This window comes from Streptomyces sp. NPDC045846 (assembly GCF_056431605.1).
The window spans coordinates 37,480-57,866 of the sequence record NZ_JBWKKJ010000019.1 but is presented as its reverse complement, the minus strand read 5'-3'; the positions used below and the strand labels follow the sequence as shown (position 1 = coordinate 57,866).

Annotated in this window: 20 protein-coding genes; 4 read left to right on the top strand and 16 right to left on the bottom strand. The window is 65.9% G+C overall.

What is annotated here, in order from left to right; all coding sequences use genetic code 11:
* Window positions 1-724 precede the first annotated feature (724 nt).
* The 3 genes from AC07F3_RS36685 to AC07F3_RS36675 all read right to left on the bottom strand — a co-directional run bounded on the left by AC07F3_RS36685 (window position 725) and on the right by AC07F3_RS36675 (window position 2,456).
* The gene (locus AC07F3_RS36685; RefSeq protein WP_479119069.1) at window positions 725-1,315 is read right to left on the bottom strand and encodes an IS630 family transposase; all 591 of its coding nucleotides are present in this window, start codon (window positions 1,313-1,315) and stop codon (window positions 725-727) included.
* Entirely contained in the window at window positions 1,312-1,827 is a 516-nt protein-coding gene (locus AC07F3_RS36680; protein WP_479119068.1) for a winged helix-turn-helix domain-containing protein, read from the bottom strand. The genes AC07F3_RS36685 and AC07F3_RS36680 overlap by 4 nt, the downstream gene beginning before the upstream one ends.
* A gap of 221 nt (window positions 1,828-2,048) precedes the next feature.
* Complete coding sequence (locus AC07F3_RS36675; protein WP_479119067.1) at window positions 2,049-2,456, bottom strand: hypothetical protein; 408 nt, start codon at window positions 2,454-2,456, stop codon at window positions 2,049-2,051.
* A 146-nt stretch (window positions 2,457-2,602) separates the two neighbouring features.
* On the opposite strand from AC07F3_RS36675, the gene AC07F3_RS36670 reads away from it, so the two are divergent.
* Window positions 2,603-2,899 carry a hypothetical protein gene (locus AC07F3_RS36670; protein ID WP_479119066.1) on the top strand — a complete coding sequence of 99 codons (297 nt, stop codon included), beginning with the start codon at window positions 2,603-2,605 and terminating at the stop codon, window positions 2,897-2,899.
* Window positions 2,900-3,260: 361 nt separating this feature from the next.
* Here the strand turns inward: AC07F3_RS36670 and AC07F3_RS36665 are convergent, their stop codons facing one another.
* Both AC07F3_RS36665 and AC07F3_RS36660 read right to left on the bottom strand, forming a co-directional pair.
* Window positions 3,261-3,656, bottom strand: coding sequence for a hypothetical protein (locus AC07F3_RS36665; protein WP_479119065.1), 396 nt, complete (start codon window positions 3,654-3,656; stop codon window positions 3,261-3,263).
* Window positions 3,657-3,703: 47 nt separating this feature from the next.
* Window positions 3,704-4,054, bottom strand: coding sequence for a hypothetical protein (locus AC07F3_RS36660; RefSeq protein ID WP_479119064.1), 351 nt, complete (start codon window positions 4,052-4,054; stop codon window positions 3,704-3,706).
* Between the two features lie 121 nt (window positions 4,055-4,175).
* Here AC07F3_RS36660 and AC07F3_RS36655 point away from each other — a divergent pair, with 121 nt between their 5' ends.
* Window positions 4,176-5,804 (top strand): ISAzo13 family transposase, encoded by a 1,629-nt coding sequence (locus AC07F3_RS36655; RefSeq protein WP_479119063.1) that lies wholly within the window; start codon window positions 4,176-4,178, stop codon window positions 5,802-5,804.
* A 154-nt stretch (window positions 5,805-5,958) separates the two neighbouring features.
* Window positions 5,959-7,398 (top strand): NF041680 family putative transposase, encoded by a 1,440-nt coding sequence (locus tag AC07F3_RS36650; RefSeq protein WP_479119062.1) that lies wholly within the window; start codon window positions 5,959-5,961, stop codon window positions 7,396-7,398.
* A gap of 78 nt (window positions 7,399-7,476) precedes the next feature.
* Here the strand turns inward: AC07F3_RS36650 and AC07F3_RS36645 are convergent, their stop codons facing one another.
* The 5 genes from AC07F3_RS36645 to AC07F3_RS36625 form a co-directional block, all read right to left on the bottom strand.
* Window positions 7,477-8,685, bottom strand: coding sequence for an MAB_1171c family putative transporter (locus AC07F3_RS36645; RefSeq protein WP_479119060.1), 1,209 nt, complete (start codon window positions 8,683-8,685; stop codon window positions 7,477-7,479).
* Entirely contained in the window at window positions 8,675-9,196 is a 522-nt protein-coding gene (locus tag AC07F3_RS36640) for a hypothetical protein (RefSeq protein ID WP_479119059.1), read from the bottom strand. Before AC07F3_RS36640 ends, AC07F3_RS36645 begins: the two co-directional genes overlap by 11 nt.
* A gap of 204 nt (window positions 9,197-9,400) precedes the next feature.
* Window positions 9,401-9,889 carry a hypothetical protein gene (locus AC07F3_RS36635; protein WP_479119057.1) on the bottom strand — a complete coding sequence of 163 codons (489 nt, stop codon included), beginning with the start codon at window positions 9,887-9,889 and terminating at the stop codon, window positions 9,401-9,403.
* 134 nt (window positions 9,890-10,023) lie between these two features.
* Window positions 10,024-11,463, bottom strand: a complete 1,440-nt coding sequence (locus tag AC07F3_RS36630) for an MFS transporter (protein WP_479119055.1) — start codon at window positions 11,461-11,463, stop codon at window positions 10,024-10,026.
* An 8-nt stretch (window positions 11,464-11,471) separates the two neighbouring features.
* The gene (locus AC07F3_RS36625) at window positions 11,472-11,885 is read right to left on the bottom strand and encodes a RidA family protein (protein ID WP_479119054.1); all 414 of its coding nucleotides are present in this window, start codon (window positions 11,883-11,885) and stop codon (window positions 11,472-11,474) included.
* A gap of 219 nt (window positions 11,886-12,104) precedes the next feature.
* On the opposite strand from AC07F3_RS36625, the gene AC07F3_RS36620 reads away from it, so the two are divergent.
* A complete protein-coding gene (locus AC07F3_RS36620; RefSeq protein ID WP_479119053.1) occupies window positions 12,105-12,875 on the top strand; it encodes an ArsR/SmtB family transcription factor in 771 nt (256 codons plus the stop codon).
* Between the two features lie 52 nt (window positions 12,876-12,927).
* On the opposite strand, the gene cynS is transcribed toward AC07F3_RS36620, so the two are convergent.
* From cynS to AC07F3_RS36590, 6 genes are all read right to left on the bottom strand, one after another.
* A complete protein-coding gene (gene cynS, locus AC07F3_RS36615) occupies window positions 12,928-13,374 on the bottom strand; it encodes a cyanase (protein ID WP_479119051.1) in 447 nt (148 codons plus the stop codon).
* Entirely contained in the window at window positions 13,371-14,744 is a 1,374-nt protein-coding gene (locus AC07F3_RS36610; protein WP_479119050.1) for a class-II fumarase/aspartase family protein, read from the bottom strand. Before AC07F3_RS36610 ends, cynS begins: the two co-directional genes overlap by 4 nt.
* Before the next feature lie 146 nt (window positions 14,745-14,890).
* The gene (locus AC07F3_RS36605) at window positions 14,891-16,900 is read right to left on the bottom strand and encodes an FAD/NAD(P)-binding protein (RefSeq protein ID WP_479119049.1); all 2,010 of its coding nucleotides are present in this window, start codon (window positions 16,898-16,900) and stop codon (window positions 14,891-14,893) included.
* A gap of 16 nt (window positions 16,901-16,916) precedes the next feature.
* A complete protein-coding gene (locus AC07F3_RS36600; RefSeq protein WP_479119048.1) occupies window positions 16,917-18,299 on the bottom strand; it encodes an FAD-binding oxidoreductase in 1,383 nt (460 codons plus the stop codon).
* Between the two features lie 157 nt (window positions 18,300-18,456).
* Complete coding sequence (locus AC07F3_RS36595) at window positions 18,457-19,473, bottom strand: hypothetical protein (protein WP_479119047.1); 1,017 nt, start codon at window positions 19,471-19,473, stop codon at window positions 18,457-18,459.
* Entirely contained in the window at window positions 19,464-20,345 is an 882-nt protein-coding gene (locus tag AC07F3_RS36590) for a ThiF family adenylyltransferase (protein ID WP_479119045.1), read from the bottom strand. Before AC07F3_RS36590 ends, AC07F3_RS36595 begins: the two co-directional genes overlap by 10 nt.
* Window positions 20,346-20,387 lie beyond the last annotated feature (42 nt).

Below are 20,387 nucleotides of genomic sequence, written 5' to 3'. Positions count from 1 at the left end.
TATCGTTCGAAATGTGATGCCCGGTTTCTCCGGGGATGAGCTCGCGACTATGTTCACGCCGTGGACCGCAGGCCACTACAGCTCGGAGTAGCCCGGGGATCGCCGTTGGCAACGCGCCATGGTGCGGCAACATATAGGTCTGGCCCCGGGTGCTCCGGAGATGGATCGGCACCGTATCTGGCACTCATGCAGGTGGGCTTGTACACCCCGGGTCCCAAGGATGACCGTACGCGTATGTGTCCGCCGTCCAGATGCTCGTGTCAAGTCCAGGCATCCTGGGATGCACCGGCCCACTCTCCAGAGACAGTCAAAGCGACCACGTCCAGCCCGGAGGTCCGGGAATGAACCGCCTTCCACCATCAGGGCCTTGGGTACTTCGTGGTCCAGCCCGGGCGCCCGGGGATGAGCCGCCGAGCTTGTCTTTGATGACCATCAGACAACCGTGCAGCCCGGGCGCCCGGGGATGAACCGAGGCCGCGGACGACGAAGGCGACGACGGTGACGTCCAGCCCGGGCGACCGGGGATGAGCCCTCCGAACGGCTTGCGAACACGCCGGTGAGGTCGTGCAGCCCGGGACCCGGGGATGAGCCGCAGCCTCAGCAGATGCTCGTGGCGCGGTGGACGTGTAGCCCGGGTACCCGGGGATGAGCCGTCCCAGACACGCAGCTCGCGCATGAGGTCCTCGTGCAGCCCGGGTACCCGGGGATGAGCCGATCGCAACCGCTACTGATCTTTTCGTAAGTTCGGTGGGTGTGGTGGGTGGATGGTCAGGCCGGTGTGGGTGAGGAATGACCAGGGGAGTTGTGGGTTGGTGTTGATGCGGTGGATGCCTTGTTCGGTGGCGTCGGCGACATCGGCGAGGTGGTCGCCGGCGAGGTTGGCGAGTTCACGTTTCTTGAGCGAGGACCAAAGCAGTTCCACTGGGTTCAGCTCGGGTGCGTAGGCGGGTAATCGCTCGAGGGTGAGCCAGTCCTGCTCGGCCACCCATGCCCGCATCGCCCGGCTCCAGTGGGCCGACAGGCCGTCCCAGACCAGCACCACGTTCTCGCCGCGGTAGAACACCTTCATCTGCTCCAGGACCTCGATGAGTCCGAGAGTGTCGTAGCTGCCGGGCTTGAGATGGAAACACAGTCGTGCCCCGCGTTCGGGGTCGGTGGAGTGGTAGCCCAGGGCCCCGGCCATCGACGCCCGCTTCCAGTTCAGGCGGTGCCGAAGGAGCGGGGTCCGTCCGCGGGGCGCGTAGGTGCGACGGACCTGTGGCAATAGAGAGACGCCTGATTCGTCGAGGAACACGATCCAGGCACGTGTGTTCACCGCCCTTTTTTGATCCGCGGCCACTCATGCGCGACCCAGCGGGCGATCTCCGATTCATCCCGCTCCACCGCCCGCCGCTCGGGCCGCTGGAGACTCCATCCCAGCCGGCCCGTCAGCAGCCGCCACACCGACGCCCTGGACAACACCACCCCCGTCACCCGGGCAACGACCTCTCCGACCCGTTCCAGAGTCCACAAGTCGGCCTCGAAACCATGAGCTCGGGCACCGCGACCCAACGCGGTCCGGACCGCCTCGACCTGGGAGTCGTCCAGCTTGGGCGGGCGCCCGGAAGAGGCCCGCCGCCGCAACGCGGAAGCACCGTCCTTCTCCCACACCCGACGCCATCGCCGCACGCTCTCCGCACACACCCCTACCGCCCGCGCGATCTCCGCATTCGAGACACCCTCCTCGAACAACTCCACCGCCCGAACGCGACGCGCTTCCGCCAACTGCGGCCGCGACAAAGGCGGAAGAGGCGATCCGGCGGCCAAAGGCGAAGGTTGATAAGCCATCCCGACAGCGTCCCACCTACACCGCCACCACACCCACCGAACTTACGAAAAGATCAGTAGTTCGAGTCCTGGGACAGGCACCCGAACCAGGGATGCGCGGCGGCCGGTTACCGCCCCGAATGGTCGGCGACGTTGGTGTGGGACCTCATCCGCGCAGCCTTGGTATGGAGATCTCACATTTCCATCATGACTGCCCCCCCGGGGAATTTAGCGTGGTTGGGTCAGTTCATGAAGAGATCATCAAAGAGCTTAATAAAGGCCTTGATGAAGAAGAGATGCAGTACCGCACTGACCCCCAGGGATCCAATTACTACGAATCGGACCTCCGTGCGCCGATTGAGTTCTCGAACCGTGCGCGCCCGCTTGGGCCTCTTCGGGTCATAAACGATGTCGACCACTTCATCGTCGGCTGCCACCCGACTGCCTCGCAGTGAACTGCGATAAAAGACCGGAGTCCCGTCGTCAAGGGTGAACTCGAATCGCTCGGATACACGATCCTCGGACCAATATCCTCCGGTACACACGGCCTTGGTGGTGACACCTACGGCTCGAAGCCTGCGCTTGACAAGGATGGGGCGCAGGCCGAACGGATACAGCACCAGGGCAAAAAGCATCAAATGGAAGGTCACATATATGCCCCAACCCAATAACAGCAAAGCATCCTCCTGGTGAACCTTTTTACCGTACGCAGACCGGAATTTAGCACAGTCGCCCGATCTATTCAGCCTGGATGAAGGTTGCAAAACGTGCATATACGTAACAAAAGGTGCCGCAGATGACGGCGGGCAGCGACGGTCCGGCCGAGACCAGCATTTTCACGGCCGCCGGCGCCCTTGCGCCCTTCTTTGGCGAATTCCTCAAGAGCGAGTACAAACCACTTAAAAAGGTGGTTAGCGACCTCAGCGTGAAAGTAAACGCACTCAGCATCGGGGTCGACACCGCAAAGCTCGGATTCGCCGGAGTGGCCGGCGGCGCAACGGCATTGAAGGCAGATTTCACGGGCCAAGATGGACGAAAAAGGGGTCACTTTTCTCGGCAGGCAAATGGTGACCTGGCCGTGGGCTCGCAGTGAGAGTGAGCGGGCCGAATCCAGAGCGACCAGATCGAGGGTTCGACTGAGGGACAGGCAAACCACTCTCTCCGGAAGTCTGCGCACCGCGCGACGCGACCCGAGCCTGTTCAATCGGATCAGGTCGACCACGACCTGAAAGAGATGGAACGGGCCCGGCGTTCGGCCGGACGGGCGCAGATCGAGGTTCGACGAATAGCTCGAGAAGCAGAACAAAAGAAGAAGGACACCGAAAAAAAGCTACGACAGTCCAAGGAGGCGTACGCAGCGATAAACAGTAACATTTCTGGATTGCGTCAAGCCGTGGCCACTCTCGGACGATAAATTGGATGAGGTGAGTAAACTGTGCCCCTCGTCCAATCCCTTAGTTCATATCCCCGACCCAGTTCTCGGGCACGAGAGGTGCCGGCATCAACCAGGTGACAAATAGGAGTTGTGCCGCGACTTGGAGCACGAATGGCTCAGCTGTGCTCATACCCAGGAGGGGAAAGGTAAACACCAGCATGGGCAGTGCCAATGCCAGGCGGAACTGAACGACATCCATCTTCGTGTGCGCCAGTCCCACACCAATCGCAAGGAGCAGTGTCGGAACACCAGTGAAAGCGAGAAAGCCAAGGCCAAGCCACGCAATCTGCGCGAGCGAGTCCTTCCACGGAACCACCAGAGCAACAACTATCCATGCCGCAGAGTGAATAAGCACATACGTCAGTACGCATTGCCCGATCCGCTGCATCACTCGCCGCACTCCAGGAGTAGCCATCGGGGTGGCTCCCTCTCTCAGCATCCCTGTAGGCATTTGCCGTCCACTCAAGTCTTGTTGATCTTTTGGCCCCACCAGGGAACAGAATCCATGCCGGACTCGCTGGCCATTCGGTCCGTGGCTCTTATACGCGGCGCCTGGTTCGCGCGGTACTGGACTAGTTCCATATCCGGATAGGCATCGCCCTCTCTGGTCACCGTGACAGATTTTGCCGTCGCCTTGATCTTAATCTGATTATCGACTGCGAAAAAGTTCATGAGACTGTTGACTTCGTGAACTTGTATATCCATCCCCTCCGGGGAACGACTACTGCCAAGACTCGTGGTATTCAAGACGTTATCGCCTCCCCACGTATCCCCCGGCCAGCCCTTCATTTTCAGAGGGTTCGCCTTGATCATCTTGCTCGGGATATCTACCATCTGGTTCGCGCGGTGAGGCCGGCGCCATCCGCCATGACTTGTTTAAGGGCTTGCAGATCATCAAGGTGTTGCTTCCCATCCCACGGTTCGTTGATGTGGTATGCGCATCCCGGACGAGACCCGTACCCAACTCACTGTGAAGTTCGCTGTGTTGTTCCCGCATCTGGATGAGCGGCAGCGACGGCTACTGATGGCCGCAGAGGCCCATGTCCTGGGACACGGTGGTATTCGGGCCGTCGCCGGGGCGGCTTCGGTGAGTGAGACCACGGTCCGCAAGGGCGTGTTCGAGTTGGAGGCAGGCGAGGATCCTCTGGGGCGGGTGCGGAGGCCGGGTGGAGGCCGCAAGAGGGTCGCAGATCTCGATCCAGGACTGCGGCCGGCACTGTTGGCGTTGGTCGAGCCGGACGAGCGGGGTGATCCGATGTCGCCGCTGCGATGGACGGTGAAGTCGACCCGAACGCTGGCGCGGGAGCTGGCCCGGGCCGGGCACAAAGTCAGTGCGGACACCGTCGCCGACCTGCTGCGGGAGGAAGGCTTCAGCTTGCAGGCCAACGCCAAGACCATCGAGGGAAGACAACATCCGGACCGGGATGCCCAGTTCCGCCATCTCAACGAGCAGGCCCGCGAGCACCGGGATGCCGGTGAACCGGTGATCAGCGTGGACACCAAGAAGAAGGAGCTCGTCGGCGAGTTCAAGAACGACGGACGCCGATGGCGGCCGGCGGCTGCCCCGGTGCCGGTGAATGTTCATGACTTCGCCGACCCGCAGCTGGGAAAGGCAGTCCCGTACGGGATCTACGATCTCGCGGCGAACACCGGCTGGGTCAACGTCGGCATCGACCACGACACCGCCGCGTTCGCTGTGGAATCAATCCGCCGCTGGTGGTCGGGCCAGGGCCAGGCCAACTACCCGCAGGCGACACGACTGCTCATCACCGCCGACGCCGGCGGCTCGAACGGCTACCGCACCCGGGCCTGGAAGCTCGAACTCGCCCGGCTCGCCGCCGAAACAGGACTGACGATCACCGTTTGCCACCTGCCGCCAGGCACATCGAAGTGGAACAAGATCGAGCACCGGCTCTTCTCACGCATCACCATGAACTGGCGCGGCCGCCCACTGGCCAGCCACGAAGTCATCATCCAGTCCATCGCTGCGACCACCACACGCACCGGACTGCGCGTCATGGCAGAGCTGGACACCAACATCTACCCCACCGGGGTCCAGATCGGCGACGCGGAGATGGCGGCCCTGCCCTTGACCCGACACCCTTTCCCCGGCGACTGGAACTATGCCGTGCACCCTCAGCCCTGCCCGTCCGTCCCAGCACCCCGGACCCCGCAAAAGCCGGCCCCAAAGGGGGACCATGCTCGCCTGTCCGATCCCGCCCTGACCGGCATGTCCCGGCAGCAACTGTGCGACCTGACCGGCACTTTGGCCATCGATGGCGACGTCAAACGAGGACGCCCGCCCCGGCTCGCTTTCCCTGACCAGGTCCTGGCGGCCGTCCTCCACCTGCGGGTCGCCCTGGCCGCGGAACCCCTGGCCGTGCTGTTCGACAGCAGTCGCACCGCCATGCACCGCACCCTGCTGAAGATCAGGACACTGCTGAAGGCGCACAGCATCGTCATCACGCCGGCAGCCACCCCACCCTCCGCCCTCACGTCCCTCCAGGCTCGGGTTCAAGCCCTCAGCGGCGACGCAAACAGCATGATCAACACAACGTGTTAATGATCTGCAAGCCCTTAGCTTGACGTTTATCGTCCGCAGTCGAACGTGGCGTCGAACTTGCTGGTGTTTCGACCGAGTGCCTGACGTGGAAGCGGCCTTCGTCTGATCCTGTGCTCCGTCACAGAGGCACTTGACCAGAACGAAGGCCGTAGCCATGAGTCTGCTGCAGCGGGGTGCCCCGCGGGATGCGTTTGCCGAACTCGTGTCCTTTCGGTCGGAGTTGTATGCGTGTCTGACTGGCCGACGCGACGCTCTGTTCGAGCTGGGTGACGCCTTACTCTGTGCGGATGGCCCGGTGAAGACGCTGGTGGAGCTCTCACTGGCGCCCGAGCACCGGCGTGGGCATGGGGCGTTGTACGGCGGGGTCAACCGGGGTCGACTCGACGTGTCCCGGCTGCGGAGGGCGCTGGCGGGACTGCCGCTTCCCCGGACCGCGGAGGGGCGGCTGGTCCTGGCGGTCGATGTGAGTAACTGGCTGCGGCCGGATGCGAATACGAGTCCGGACCGGTTGTTCTGTCACACGTATGGTCGTGGCAGGGGTTCGGCCCAGATGATCCCTGGGTGGCCCTACTCTTTCGTGGCCGCTCTGGAGCAGGGGCGGACGTCGTGGACTGCCGTGCTGGACGTGGTCCGGCTGTGTCCGTGGGACGACGCGATCGCTGTCACCGCCGCCCAGATTCGGGAAGTGTTCCAGCGGCTGTATGTGGCGGGCCAGTGGGAGATCGGAGATCCACCTGTTCTGGTCGTCGTGGATGCCGGTTACGACGTGACCCGGTTGGCTTTCCTGCTGGCGGACCTGCCCGTTGAGCTGCTGGGCCGGATGCGGTCGGACCGCGTCCTGTATTTTCCGCCTTTGCCGCAGCCAGCAGGCAAGTGCGGGCGCAAGCCCAAGCGCGGGGCGGAGTTCGCGTTCGAAGATGCGGCCACTCAGCCGGTCCCGTCGGTCACCACGGTGACCGACACCACCCACTACGGGAAGGCCATCGCCACTGCCTGGCACCCGCTGCACCCGTTACTGGTGCGGCGCTCGGCCTGGGCCAGTTACCCCGAAGGAGAGCTGCCGGTCATCGAAGGCACTGTCATTCGCCTCCAAGTCGACCACCTTCGCGGGGAACACAGCCCCAGGCCCATCTGGCTGTGGTGGTCGGCCACCGCCGCTACCGCCGGGGACGTGGACCGGCTCTGGCAGGCGTTCCTGCGCCGATTCGACCTCGAGCACACCTTCCGGCTGTTCAAGCAAACGCTGGGGTGGACTACTCCCAAAATCCGCGAGCCGGCGGCCGCTGACCGCTGGACCTGGATCGTCATCGCCTCACACACCCAACTTCGCCTCGCCCGGCCCCTCGCAGAAGACCTCCGCAAACCCTGGGAACGGCCAGCACGCCAAGGGCGCCTCACACCCGCACGCGTCCGTCGAGGATTTCGCCGCGTCCACGCGAAAACCCCTCAGCCGGCCAGCGCACCGAAACCCACTATCGCAGGTCCCGGCCGGCCAGCTGGCAGGAAGAACAAGCACCGTGCACACGTGCACCCCGTCGGGAAACAGGGCAAACCGAAACCAGCAACAGGACTCATCACCAGCACGAGTGGATAAACGTCAAGCTTAGGTACGTGAGCCAGTACCCCGACAGGGAGGCCCTTGGCGCTCTCGCCATCCACATCAAACCTGCCGTTAGCAGTCGCGGTTGACGCGGGAGCCTTGGCTTGCGAAGTCCTGTTCGACGGGGGGCGTGTCAGGGACTCGGCTGGGTGTGCGTGGAGCCCTGGGACGGCGGTAGGCCGTGGCCACTCGGACCAGGAATTCGGTCTCCGCAGCTATGTCCATGCCCGCCGAGTGGACCAGCCTGGCCGAGTCTGTAAGAGGTGCTTCGCCCGTCAGTTTGGCCCGGCGGGCTTCCCTGAGCATGCGGGCGAGCGCGTAAGCATCCTCACGGAAGGAGTCGGGCGACCCCGATTCGTCGTCGGCGACGCGGTCGGCCGGCACATACTCGCGCAGGACGAGAATCGCGTCACGGATCTCCACCAGCCTGCGGTAGATGATCAGATCTCGCGGCCCTTGAGGCCAGAGGGTCTCCCACAGGTGGTTGCGCGGCTTGTGCAGCGCGACGGAGGGCACCGCCTCGACAAGGTCGCCCCACAGCGGCCGCAAACGGTGCAGCGTTCTGATCTCGCTCACGGCCCGTCGAGCGTCGAGCAGGGTCGGGACAGCGATCGAGGCGGCCCGAAGTAGACCGTGCAGGCCCATGGCGAGAGACAGAAGCGACGGTATCCATGGCGATCGCACTGATATATAGAGGAGATACCCGACCCAAAAGAGCCCGGCGAAAGCGGTTCCCAGGCCGAAGAGCGCCAGACTCGCTCGCGACGGGCCCTTGGCGCTGCGCCGACTGTAGCGCCAGCACACGATGACGCATGCGCTGTCGGATGCGAGATGCATGCCCAGCAAGGTGAACCAGAACTCAAGAGACGGCGGCGGGGCGCCATGCGGAGTGACAGCGTCCTGCGCATGCGCGGGCGCCGTCGCGTCGAAGACCACGAGCGAGAGCAGGAGTGCCGCACCGATCAGGTGCAGCCGCTTCCTCGGCGGTCCGCCGCCCGTGACGACGAGGAGGAAGTCGAGAACCACCATGGCGGAGAAGGCCCCGAACAGATGCATGGCCAGCTGGGTCATATGCGGATCGCGGGTGATGACGTCGATGGCGCCACTGACCGGACCGAGACGGAGGGTCATGGCTGCTGCTGCCGCCACCACCGCGATACACAGTCCGCGCTGGCGACGGTCTCGGCGGGCCGCCGGTATGCGCAGCAGCACCGCGGCCCAGATGGTCCCCGTGCCTATGTCCTCGACGAGCCCACTGCATGCGGTGAGCTCAGCGAGCATGCGGCCCCCCAACCCCCAGGGCGGCCTCCAGTTCCCCGAGGACGCCCGCTGACGGAGCCGCCTGCTGATGGACCGCCGCTGTTCTGATGAGGCTTGCCAGCATCTCCGCCTCCTGCTCCTGGACCGTGGTGTAGCTCGTCCGGCCGAGCAGCCGTTGCACGGTCCGGGGGGCGAGGTCGGAGAACAGCCTGGTCAGATCGGGGACGCGTCGGAGGCCGAGCGAATAGTGATTGAAAAGCAGGTGGCCGATTTCATGGAGGATAATGTGCTCCTGATGGAGCCGCGTCGTCTGCGGTTCGAAGAATATGTGGTCATCGCTGTCGGTGGCGATCCACACTCCGCAGGCTGATTTGCCAATGGCGCTGGACGGGAAAGGGTGCAGGTATATTTGGCGCCTGCGCTGCTGCGAGAGGAGCGCACATAAAGATTCTACGGAAAATGGCTGAGGGAGATCCAGCCGGTCCACTATCGATAGGCAGCGGTGGTGGAGTTCTTTGAAGTGCAGCGGCATGCGGGTGCCTTCACTCTCTCATTGGTTTGTCGCACAGTGATGCAACTGCACCCTGTCCGGCATATCACCTATGTAGTTCGTTCAGGAACTCTGAGAATGGTTCGGCATGCCGTGTACCACGTCAACCACTTGCCAGCCATGCCGATGCGATTCGGCCAGAGTCTTCTGCTCATCCGCCAAGGAGAGTGCGACAGATCACCATATCTACGGGTGTGGGCTGTTGTCCGTGCCTCGTACGGCTGGTGAGTCGACGTCCCGAAGGTGCTGGATCCGCCGCGCCTCATTCACCATCGTGAGCAGAGCATCGAGAGCCTCGGAGGACAAACCGTCGGCACGCAGGGCGAGGTTGCGTACCCGTGCGTCCCGCAGCGCTGTCGCCAGCCTAAGCTCCGATGCGATGCGTTCCGCGGCAGCGTCGTCGAAGAAATACTCAGGCGGCACCCCGAAGAACTCGGCCAGCACGTCCAGTTGCTCCAGGGTCACATTGCGCTTCTTGCCGGTCGCCAGCTCCCACAGATACGTTGCCGAGATCGTGCCGCCCGTGGTCTCTCTGATCTGCGCGGCCAATTTCGCGTAGCCCGGACGCTGTCGCTCGTCCGGATAGAGCGCGGCGATCAATTCACTGAGCCGCTGGCCGAACTTGGCGACTAGACGTCGACCTCCCTGACGGCGTGGGAGTTCACTCTCGTTCATCAGCCGTCCTCTGCTGGAGATCCGGCCCGCAACCGGGCTGTCCGCCGTGTCGACCGATCATACCGGCATGACTCGGCACCCGTCTGTTCTCACGGATGAGAGCGAAGAGCTCCGGAACTGCACGATGGGTCGCGTCAGTCCATAGCTCGCTCCCCTGGCCCCCGGCCCACAGCCCGGGCGATCAGCGCACCCAGCACGAAGCAACCCCCGCTGACCAGCGAACCGGCACGCATACCCGACTCGAAGTGTGCCGTGTCGGCGATCAGCGCGCCGAGCAGAGCCACTCCCACGGCGCTGCCCACCTGACGGCTGGCGTTGAGCGCTCCCGATGCAATCCCCGACCGGTTAGGCGGTGCCGACTCGACCACAGCTGCCACGGCCGCAGGCATCGTGAACGCCGTACCGAAGCCGATGGCGGCCAGCGGCAGTACCAATGCCCAGTACGGGGTCGAGCGTCCGGCGACCAGCAGAGCCAGGAAGCCGGCGGCGCCGATCAACAGGCCCAGCGTCATGGGTGCCCGGGGGCCGGTACGCGCGGTCATCCGCCCGCCGAGGGCGGAGGCCAGTCCGGCCATCGCCGTTTGCGGCAGGATCGCCAACCCGGCCCACAGCACCGCGTAGTGGCGGTACTGCTGGAAGTAGAAGGTGACGACGAACAGTTGACCGTAGAACCCGATGTTGAGCAATAGCCCAACAGCAGTGGCGCTGGAGAACGTCGGGTGCCGGAACAGCGAGAGCGGCAGCATCGCCTGTTCCGTGTTCCGCTCGACGAGCACGAAGGCCACCCCGCACAACGCGAAGAGCACGAACGCGGTCACGACCACCGGTGATAGCCAGTCCCGGTGGCCGCCTTCGATGACGGCGTACGTCCCGGCAGCGAGTGTCAGGATGCCGAGGACCTGCCCGGGCAGGTCCGTGCCGCGCGCTGTCTGCGGCCTCGGCGCGAGTACATGACGGGCGGTCAGCGCGAGGCCGAGTAGGCCGAACGGCAGGTTCACATAGAACACCGAGCGCCAGCCGAGAGCGGAGACGAGCAGCCCTCCGAGCACGGGACCCGACGCGGCGGCAATGCCCCCGATGCCGCCCCAGACGCCGATCGCCCGGGCACGGTCCTCTTTGTTGGTGTACGCGGCGCGGATCAGAGCCAGCGACGTAGGTACCACCAGCGCGGCGGCGAGCCCCTGTAACAGTCGCATGAGAACCAGGAACCACAAGGTCGGAGCGAGCCCGCACCCCAGTGACGTGGCCACGAACAGGCTGAGTCCCGCCTGGAAGACGGGTTTGCTGCCCAACCGGTCGCCGAGCGCACCGGCTGACAGGAGCAGCCCGGCGAAGACAATGGTGTAGCCGTCCGCGACCCACTGGGCACCCGCCAAGTCGCCACCGGTCCCGAAGTCCTGGCCAATGGGCGGCAGCGCGACCGTAACCACTGTCGCGTCCAGCATCACCATGAAGAACCCAAGGCACAGCGCGATCAGGGGAAGCCGGGACACGACCTGTGGCCGCGTCCCGGCCGCATCGGCCGCTCCCGCCCGGCCTCCGAGCTCGCGCAGGGGATCGTCACTTCGTTCCATGCGTGACATCAGGCCAGTCGCGCCTTCACTTCCGCCGAGTCGCGGACCGCGATCGCATCGAGCTCGACCGCCGCGCCCAGGGGGAGCCTTTCCACCATGAACGCCGTACGGGCCGGCGGGTCAACCGGGTAGAAGGCTCCGTACACCTCGTCGAACGCGGGCATGTTGTCATAGGTGGTGAGCCATACCCTCATGCTCACCACGTCCCCGAGCGTCATTCCCGCAGCCTCGAGCGTCGCACGCATATTCGCAAGCGCTTGGGAGCCCTGGGACGCGATGTCATCCGCGACGAGCTTCCCGTCCGTGCCAACGCCGAAATGACCGGCAAGGTAGGCGGTGTCACCCACCACCACCCCGGGCGAGTAGCGATAACCGGGAAGCTTTCCTCGGGTGATCAACTCGCGGCCCACCATTACCTCCATGAATACCAAGGCGTGAATCCCACGCCCGCAGCGTGCGCCTGGACGCGCACTGCGGGCGAAACGGGGGACTGACAGATCCCAACGTAGCTGCGGAAAGCTTCGGGCCGGGTCGAAATGTGCTGCCGTCTGCGTCCGGACGGACCGGTGGGTGCGGTGTACATGGGGCCGTGGCACCATCGGGAGCCTACGAGCGACTGAACCCTAAAATTCTGGAGAGTCATGCGCGACTTAGCAGGAGACGCCAATTTCCTGACACCGGCCGCCCTGATCGGAGACCAGACCCGGGCGCGCATCCTGCTCGCCCTGTTGGACCACCGGGCGCTTCCGATGACGATGCTCGCGGCGGAGTCCGGGGTGGCGCCCTCCACGGTCAGCAGTCACCTGTCCCAATTGGTGGAGGGAGGTCTGCTCACGGTCCGGCGCCAGGGGCGCCACCGCTACTACAGCCTCGCATCGGCTGAGGTCGCCACCGCGCTCGAGTCGCTCGCCAGGTTGGCCCCTCCCTTCACTCCCCGCTCCCTGCGTTCCGGCACCCGGTCTCGCGCACTGCGCCTGGCGCGCACGTGCTATGACCATCTCGCCGGCCACCTGGGGGTGAGCGTGATGCGCGCGCTCATCGACCGCAAAGTCCTGGCGGGCGGGGACGGGGTGCACGACCCGGATCGATCGGTCCGGGACCGGCTGTCCGCACCCGGCTGGGACCTGACCTATGAGGTCACCGAGCACGGCTGGACGGTCCTGGCCGATGTGGGTGTCGAGCCCCCGTGTATGGATCGTCCACTTGTGCGCTACTGCGTCGACTGGACCGAACAACGCCATCATCTGGCCGGTGCCGTGGGCGCCTCGGTGCTCGACCGGCTGCTCGAGATCGGATGGGTCGTGCGTTCGCAGGGCAGCCGGGTGATCAAGGTGCCCGACGAGGGTGCCCGGGGGCTGCGCGAGTGGCTGGGTGTGGAGATGGACGACCTACGCACACGCGCCGCCGCATGATCCGGACCGGCAAGGTCCGGATCGGCGGTGACACACGGCGCCGCGCGTCATCTCACCATCGGTAGGCGAGGAACTTGCCGTCGAGGACGATGACGACGCGGTCACCTTCGGGGCTGGGTACCCGTCGCAGGTCGAGGCGGAAGTCGACCGCACTCATGATTCCGTCTCCGAACTGCTCGTTAATGAGTTCTCGCAAAGCAGGGCCGTAGAGCCCGATGGCCTCGTGGAACCGGTGGACCGTGGGATCCACCGGAGAACTCCCGGGCCGACCGATGTTGCGGACCGGTGGCAGTCGCAGGGCCTCGACAACGCTCGGCTCCAGGTCCAGGAGCGCTCCGGCGGCTTCGGCCTCGGCGGGTGCAAGGGGATGAGATCCGAGCAATGCGGCCGTGGCCCATATCAGGGGCCGTCCCATGGCGTCGGCGAGCTCCTGCCAACTGACGTCTCGCCGGGCCCTGGCCGCGCGCACGGCCTGCGCAGCGTCGCTTCGGTCCGTCACTGTGGTGTCCTTCCGAAGGACTCGGTTCCGGTGCCGCCGAACTCGGCGGTTACTTCGGTGGTGCGGGGGGTGTGCAGGCGATGATGCGTCAGTGCCCGGTCCACGAGTTCGCCGGCGACGCCGTGGTAACCGGCCGGGTCCAGGATCTGGTCGAGCTCTTCGGGAGAGAGGCTCTCTCGGACGACTGGGTCGGTCCTGACGGTGTGGGCGAAGGACCCGCTCTCCAACGACGAGGCGGCGATTCTGCCCAGATACCGCTTGGCCTCGGCTTTGCCGAGAGCGCTTCTCAGATGCGCGTTGAGCCGTTCGGCGACGATCTGCCCCTGCGTGAGTTGCAGGTTGCGTGTCATAGCGCCGGGCAGTGGTCTGAGACCCTCGGCGAGTTCGGCCGCCGTATGTGCCGCGCCACCTGCGAGCCGGAGAGCCTCCCGTAAAGGCTGCCACTCCGCGTGCCACGCGCCTGCCGGTCGCTCGTCCTCGGCCGCCATACAGTGCATCAGGACTGCGGCGTAGGACGGCAACTGCAGTGCCGCCGACACCAGGAGTGAGGCCAGTACCGGGTTCCTTTTCTGCGGCATCGCCGACGACGCCCCCCGCCCGTCGGCGGCTGGTTCGACCGCCTCCGCCACCTCGGTCCGGGCGAGATTCTGCACGTCTGTCCCGAACTTCCCCAACGTGCCGGTCAGTACCGCCAGTTCGCAGCCCAGCAGGGCCACGGGTTCTCGGGCGGTGTGCCACGGCAGGACAGGTTCCGCCAGCCCCACCTCCTCGGCGAATGCCGTCACCAGCTCCAGCGCGGCCGATCCACCGTCCTGGCTCTTCACCCCGCTCAGCGCGGCGTACTCGTGATAGGCCGCCAACGTCCCGGCCGCTCCGCCCAGTTGGGCGGGTAGCTCCGTCCGTACCCTCTTGAGTCGCCCTCGCGCCCTGTCCACCGAGTGGAGCCATCCGGCGGCCTTCAGGCCGAAAGTCGTGGGTACCGCGTGCTGGGTGAGCGTACGGGCCGCCATGGAGGTATCGCGGTGACGCTCGGCGAGCCCTGCCAGTGCGGAGCAGACACGGTCGAGATCGTCCAGGATCAGGTCCAGGGTGTGCGCCGCGAGCAGCATGGTCGCAGTGTCCAGGATGTCCTGGCTCGTACTGCCGAGGTGCACGTCGTCCGCGGCATCCGGAAACCGCTCGGCCACCTCGCGGGTGAGCTCGTGCACCAACGCGACCACCGGGTTGGCGGCCTCGCGGGCCCGGCGGGCCAGCATCACCGGATCGCACCGCCACCCGCGCGCCGAGGCTGCGATCGCGTCGGCCGAACTCCATGGAATCATCCCGATCCGCGCCTGGGCGCAGGCGAGTGCGACTTCGGCGTCGAGCATGGCGGACAGCCACGCCTCGTCCGTCAGCGCGGCCTCGGCTGGTGTGCCCGCCCGCACCGGCGACATCAGCCCGGCGTCCATGGCAGCGGCCGGCTCGTCGGCTCCCGCTTCCGGGTGCTCCGGCGTCTCTTCGCGCTCCCCGGACATCACAGTGCGCCCCCGGGTATGCCGGGCGAGGACGGAACAGAGGCATGTCCGACCGATTGCCGGTCCTCGGTGCGCAGGCTCGCTCGGGCGATGGCGTCCGCGTCGGCAAGTGTGACCGAGTTGACGCCGGGCCGAATGCCCGCCGCAGTGACCCAGTGCACATGTTCCGTCGGCACACCGAACGCGTACCGAGCCGGGTGTGGTCGGTCGGCTGCGTCCAGCACAGGGTAGGGGCGTGGACCCACCGCGACCGCCCCGGTGAGATAGCCGGGGCCGGACGGCTCGCCAATGTGGTACGGGTGGCAGCCACCCGAGCTGAGCAAGTCGCGTAAGAGGGGGTCCCGGGTGCGCCGGACCTCCGTCTCTGGCAGGCGCGCCTCGATGAGCACGGAAGTCGACAACGGACGGTCGCCCGTCAGATCGGACGCTATGCCGAATCGGCCGGTCGCGGTGTCGGCACTGATGCGCATGCCCGGCCCCACCAGCTTCAGGATGCCGGCCTCCACCAATGCGGCCATTTCCAGGATGCGCGTACGGGGCGGACCGATGGAGAGAAAAGCGTTCATGGGTGTATACCAGTGGTCGAGGTCGTCCCGGTACGACGAGCCAGTTATGCCCTGGTGGTCGACGACGAGCCGGACCTCGTTGCGCAGGTCGCGCAACACGTCGAGAGCCGCCTTGAGCGGATTGGAAACATTGCCCTGCGCTGCGTGGGCAGCGTCGTTGCGCAGATGGTCGACGAGCCACCGATTGAACTCGTCGACGCCGTCGAAAGACAGACCGGAGTGCGGGTGGTTGACCCGGTCCCAATCCCACTGGTCCCCGGCTCCGATGCCGTGCATACGCAGGAAGGGCTGCTCGTTCTCGGTCCCGGCGACCCTGCCGTACTGCTCGATGAACCTTGTAGCCGCGCACCCACAAGTACGCCGGGCAAGCAGCGCGGCGTAATAGACCGCCCGCACTTCTTTGTCGATCAGTGGCCATACGTCGGGCAGGAAGGCCACCACCTCGCCCTGCTCGGCACGCCGCCGGAAGGTGTCGATCACGTCGGGGGTGAGGAAGAGCGGAACGTGGCGTTCGGAGACGCCCTTCTGGTTCTCGCCGCGTGCGTGGTACGGGATGCCGCGGCGCGAGCCGGCGATCAGGACCGGTTCCTCACCGGATGGCTCGTAGACCAGACGGTCACCGCACGACCGGTAGGTGCCGCCCCGTCCTTCGGTCAGCAGGGCCATATAGTCGAAAAAGTTCAGGCCGAGCCCGCGCAGCGCCACGACGGCACCCGGGAAGATGACCGAGAGGTCGGCCTCTGCCGGGTTCTGCGGCGGCACGTACAGGCTTCCGCTCTCCCGTGCGAAGCGGGCCAGGTGAGCCTCCTCCTCGGTCGGTTCGCAGTCCAGGTGCCCCTGGGCGAGGATCACCGAGTCCAGCTCGGTCAAAGGGCCTCCCTCGGCGAGCTCCAGGGTCTGGCTGCCGTCGGGCCGGTCCACGACTCGCGTGGCGGTGGTCCGCCAGACAGTGACCCGTACCTGTTTCGGTGCGGTACTGACGATGTGCTCGAAGGCCCAGAGCAGGTAGGCGCCGTAAAAGGCCCTGGTCGGATAGGAGTCGGGCCCGAGGCACTTGGCCTCCTGGTGCAGACTGAGGTCGTGGTCGAGCTGACCGGTGAGCGAGAAGAAGCGCGCCCATTCGTAGAGGCTCGGTCCTTCGGCCACCGGCCCCTCGCAGTCGACCGAGTCGTCCGTGAAGACGGTGATCTGTGAGGCAACTGTGTTCATCAGCAGTTCCCGGGCTTGGTTCGTGCGCCACACGCGGCCTGCACCCGCCGGGAATGGGTCGACGACGTGCACGCGAATGTGTTTTCCCGGAGCCACCGCGGACGCGTTGGCACAGATCCTCTCGACGACCGACAGCCCACGCGGTCCCGCTCCGACCACCGCGACGGTCCGGACCGGGGGCGTGTCCAAGTGCGGTTGCAACTCTTCCTCCACGACGAATGATTGAGTGGGCATCGCTACGCAGGGCGTGTCAGGGCACGAGCTTCCCTGGGTTGAACAGGCTCCGGGGATCCATTGCCTGTTTCACGCTGCGCTGCAGTGACATGACGGCGCTGCTCATCTCGCGCCGCATCCCGTCTCGTTTGAGCAGGCCGATACCGTGTTCGCCGGTGACGGTTCCGCCGAGGGCGATGGCTGCGTCCATGATCGCGTCGAAGACGCGATGCACGCGCTCCATGGCCGCGGCGTCCGAACCTGGCGTCATGATCAACGGATGCAGGTTGCCGTCTCCCGCATGGGCGATGTTGGCAACCGGCGTGTCCCAGGCGGCTGAGATCTCTTCGATGCGCGCCAGCATCTCGGGTACGAGGCCCCGCGGCACACAGACGTCCTCTGTCAGCACGGGGCCGAGGCGGGCCAGCGCCGGGTAGGCGAGCCGACGGGCCTCGAAGAGCGCCTCGGACTCCGCGGGATCGGTGGACCTCTCGGCCCACGTGGCGCCGGCACGTCTGAAGCAGTCGAACAGCACCTTCGCCTCTTCTTCCGCGGCACCGTCGGGTGCATCGCTCCGGGCCAGCAGGAGAACCGCGGCGTCAGGATCCATGCCCATCCGCTTCCATGCCTCGACAGCCTTGAGGCAGTGCCGGTCGACGAGCTCCAGGGCAGCGGGCGTCGCTCCGGACGCGGTCACCGAGACGACCGCTTCACCAGCGGCCGTCAGGCGGTCGAAGAAGCCGACCACCGTCACCGGCGGCCTGGTGTTACGACGACGGAGCCGCACGGTGACCTCGGTGATCACCCCGAGCGTGCCCTCCGACCCGACGAACAGCCCGAGCAGGTCGTACCCGGCCACGCCTTTGACGGTCCGGCCACCGAGCCGCACCGCCGTACCGTCACTCACGACGGCCTCGATACCCAGCACATGGTCGCGAGTGACCCCGTACTTCACACAGCAGATACCGCCCGCGTTGGTGGCCACGTTGCCGCCGATGGTCGACCAGGCAGAACTCGCGGGGTCGGGCGGATACCACAACCCTCGCTCAGCGCATAGGCGTTTGAGGTCGTCGTTGACAACTCCGGGCTGCACAGTGGCTGTCTGGTTGTCGGTGTCCACCTCAAGGACCCGGTTCATCCGCTCGGTGCCGATCAGCACGCATCCGTCCACGGCATTGGCGCCGCCCGACAGGCCCGTGCCCGCCCCACGAGCCACGATCGGCACGCCGAACTGCGCGCACGTGCGGACGATGGCGGACACCTCCTGCGTCTTTGCGGGCAGCACGAGCGCGCGAGCCTGCCCGTAGCGCGCTCCGGCGGCCTCGTCGTGCAGCAGGCCACTCGGAATGTCCTCCCTCGCCAGCACGCGGGTATTCGGGGCACCGGTCTGGAGGGCTCGGAGGAACGGGTCGTCATGCACGAGCGGTCTCCTGAAGGTATGGGAAGAACGTCGGTGGACGGCCGGACGCTGGTTTGTACCGCGATGGAACGGGGCCGGGCGCGCCGGGTGGTTCGTACCGGGTGTGGGGCCCCGGAGAACCACTGCTGAAAACGACACGCCCGGCCCGGCAAGGGGGCTAGCTACGGCCGTGGTTGGCCCGAAGCTCAGCCAGCAAGGCGGCCCGCAGGTAGACGCCCTTGGTCACGCCTTCGAAGTAGTGCACGTTGGGCACGTCATCCGTCTCGGGCGGCAGCTCCGGACCACGGGGACCCGTGTGGATCAGTGGCACCCCGGTGCCGGTCCGGCTGAGCAGCGCGCTGTCGAAGACGAATCGCCGGTCGAGCTCGGCGGACCGGGTATGGGAGCGCACAGCGCTCTCATGAAAGTCCGATAGCTCGAACGGGATGATGCTGACCGCGTCGACCCTGCGCAGCACCTCGGCCGCGGACTCCGCCCGGTGCGAGGACATCCCGGCGGCCGACAGCGTGCGTTGAATGTCATCGGGGATCCGCGTGCCGTCGGGAGCCAGGAAGACGATCCCGGACGCACCAAAGGCAGCGAGCCCGTACACGAGGGAGCGTGCTACCCGGCAGGCTGGATCACCGACGTATCCGAGGGTCATGCCCGAGAGCTGGCCCAGCTTCGACCGCAGCACCCACAGGTCCAGCATGACCTGTGTGGGGTGTTCGCGGTCACCTGTACCCGCGCTGACGACGGGGACCTGCGACACGGCGGCCGCCCGCTCCGCCGCATCGTCGTCCGTGTGACGCAGCACCAGGACGTCGGCGTAGCCGCCCACGACACGCACGGTGTCTTCCAGGGACTCCCGGTAGAAATCGCCGGCCCTGGTGGTCGTCACGTCGGAGAAGCCAATGGTCGAACCGCCGATGCGGTGCGCCGCCGCCTCGAAACTGAGCCGGGTGCGGGTGCTGTTCTGGTAGAAGAGGGCACCGAGCAGCATGCCGGGGGCCGACTGGGCCACGATCTCGCGCGGCTGGCCCAGCATCCATTCCGCCCGTCCCCAGACTCGCTCGTAGTCGGAGCGCCGCCAGGTTCGCAGCGAGACAGCGTGCCGGGGCAGACCTGGCCGTGCCCTGTCGTCGTGTCGTTCGGCCCGGGCCTCCGGGACCGCGAGGCCGTTGGCTACCACCACTTGCCCTCCACGGTCTTGGCCACCCACTTCTGGGTGTCTAGCATGGCGTACCCGGGCATCACGGGCAGCGGTACGGCGCCAGGCAGTTGGTCCAGGCCCGTGATGGCCTGGCCAAGGCGGGACGCCAGCATGCCCTGGGCCAGCGGCGGGGTGCCCGCGAAGATGGGGCACTCACGGTTCTTGATGAACCACTCGTCGAGGATGGGCCGATCCGGGTAGTCAGGCATCTCCGGAATGAACCGGCTGATGAGCTGCTCGGCGTTCTTCTCGTTCATTTCCTCGCCCTCGGGAACACCGAAGTACTCCTCGGCCGTCATCGAGTCGCGGGTCCACTTGAAGAAGAACGTGCGGTGTCCGAAGACCGGGGTGAGCATCATGAACTGGCAGCGCTCGGAGCGCCGGAAGGCGCGGTGCAGGGTGTAGCGGGCCTCGATCTCGTACAGCTCGATCTTGTCCAGCACGTAGTCGCACCCCTCGAAGAACTCGTCCACCACCTCCTCGTTGATGCCTTCGGGGTACACCTCGATGTTTACGTCCCGCGTGGTGTTGTACACGGCCTCGGCGACGACCTCCGCCTTGTTGCGGCCCACCGTGTCGATGGTGGCGCCGAACTGACGGTTGATGTTGGAAATCTCGAAGGTATCCGGATCGGCGAGCTTGAGGTTCTGCACGCCCATCCGCACCAGCCGCTCGGCGGTCGCGCCGCCGATGCCGCCGACGCCGGCGATTCCGATGACGGCGTTCTTCAGCTTGAGCTGGCGCTCCTTCTGCTCCTCGACCGTGTTGCCCAACCAACCGAGGTTGCGATGCACCCGCTGCCAGTAGTACTGCTCATCGGTCTCCGTCGCGACGTAACGCTTGCGTTCCGACATGGCACGACCTTTCGGTGTTCGTTGAGTACGAGGGGGTGAAGA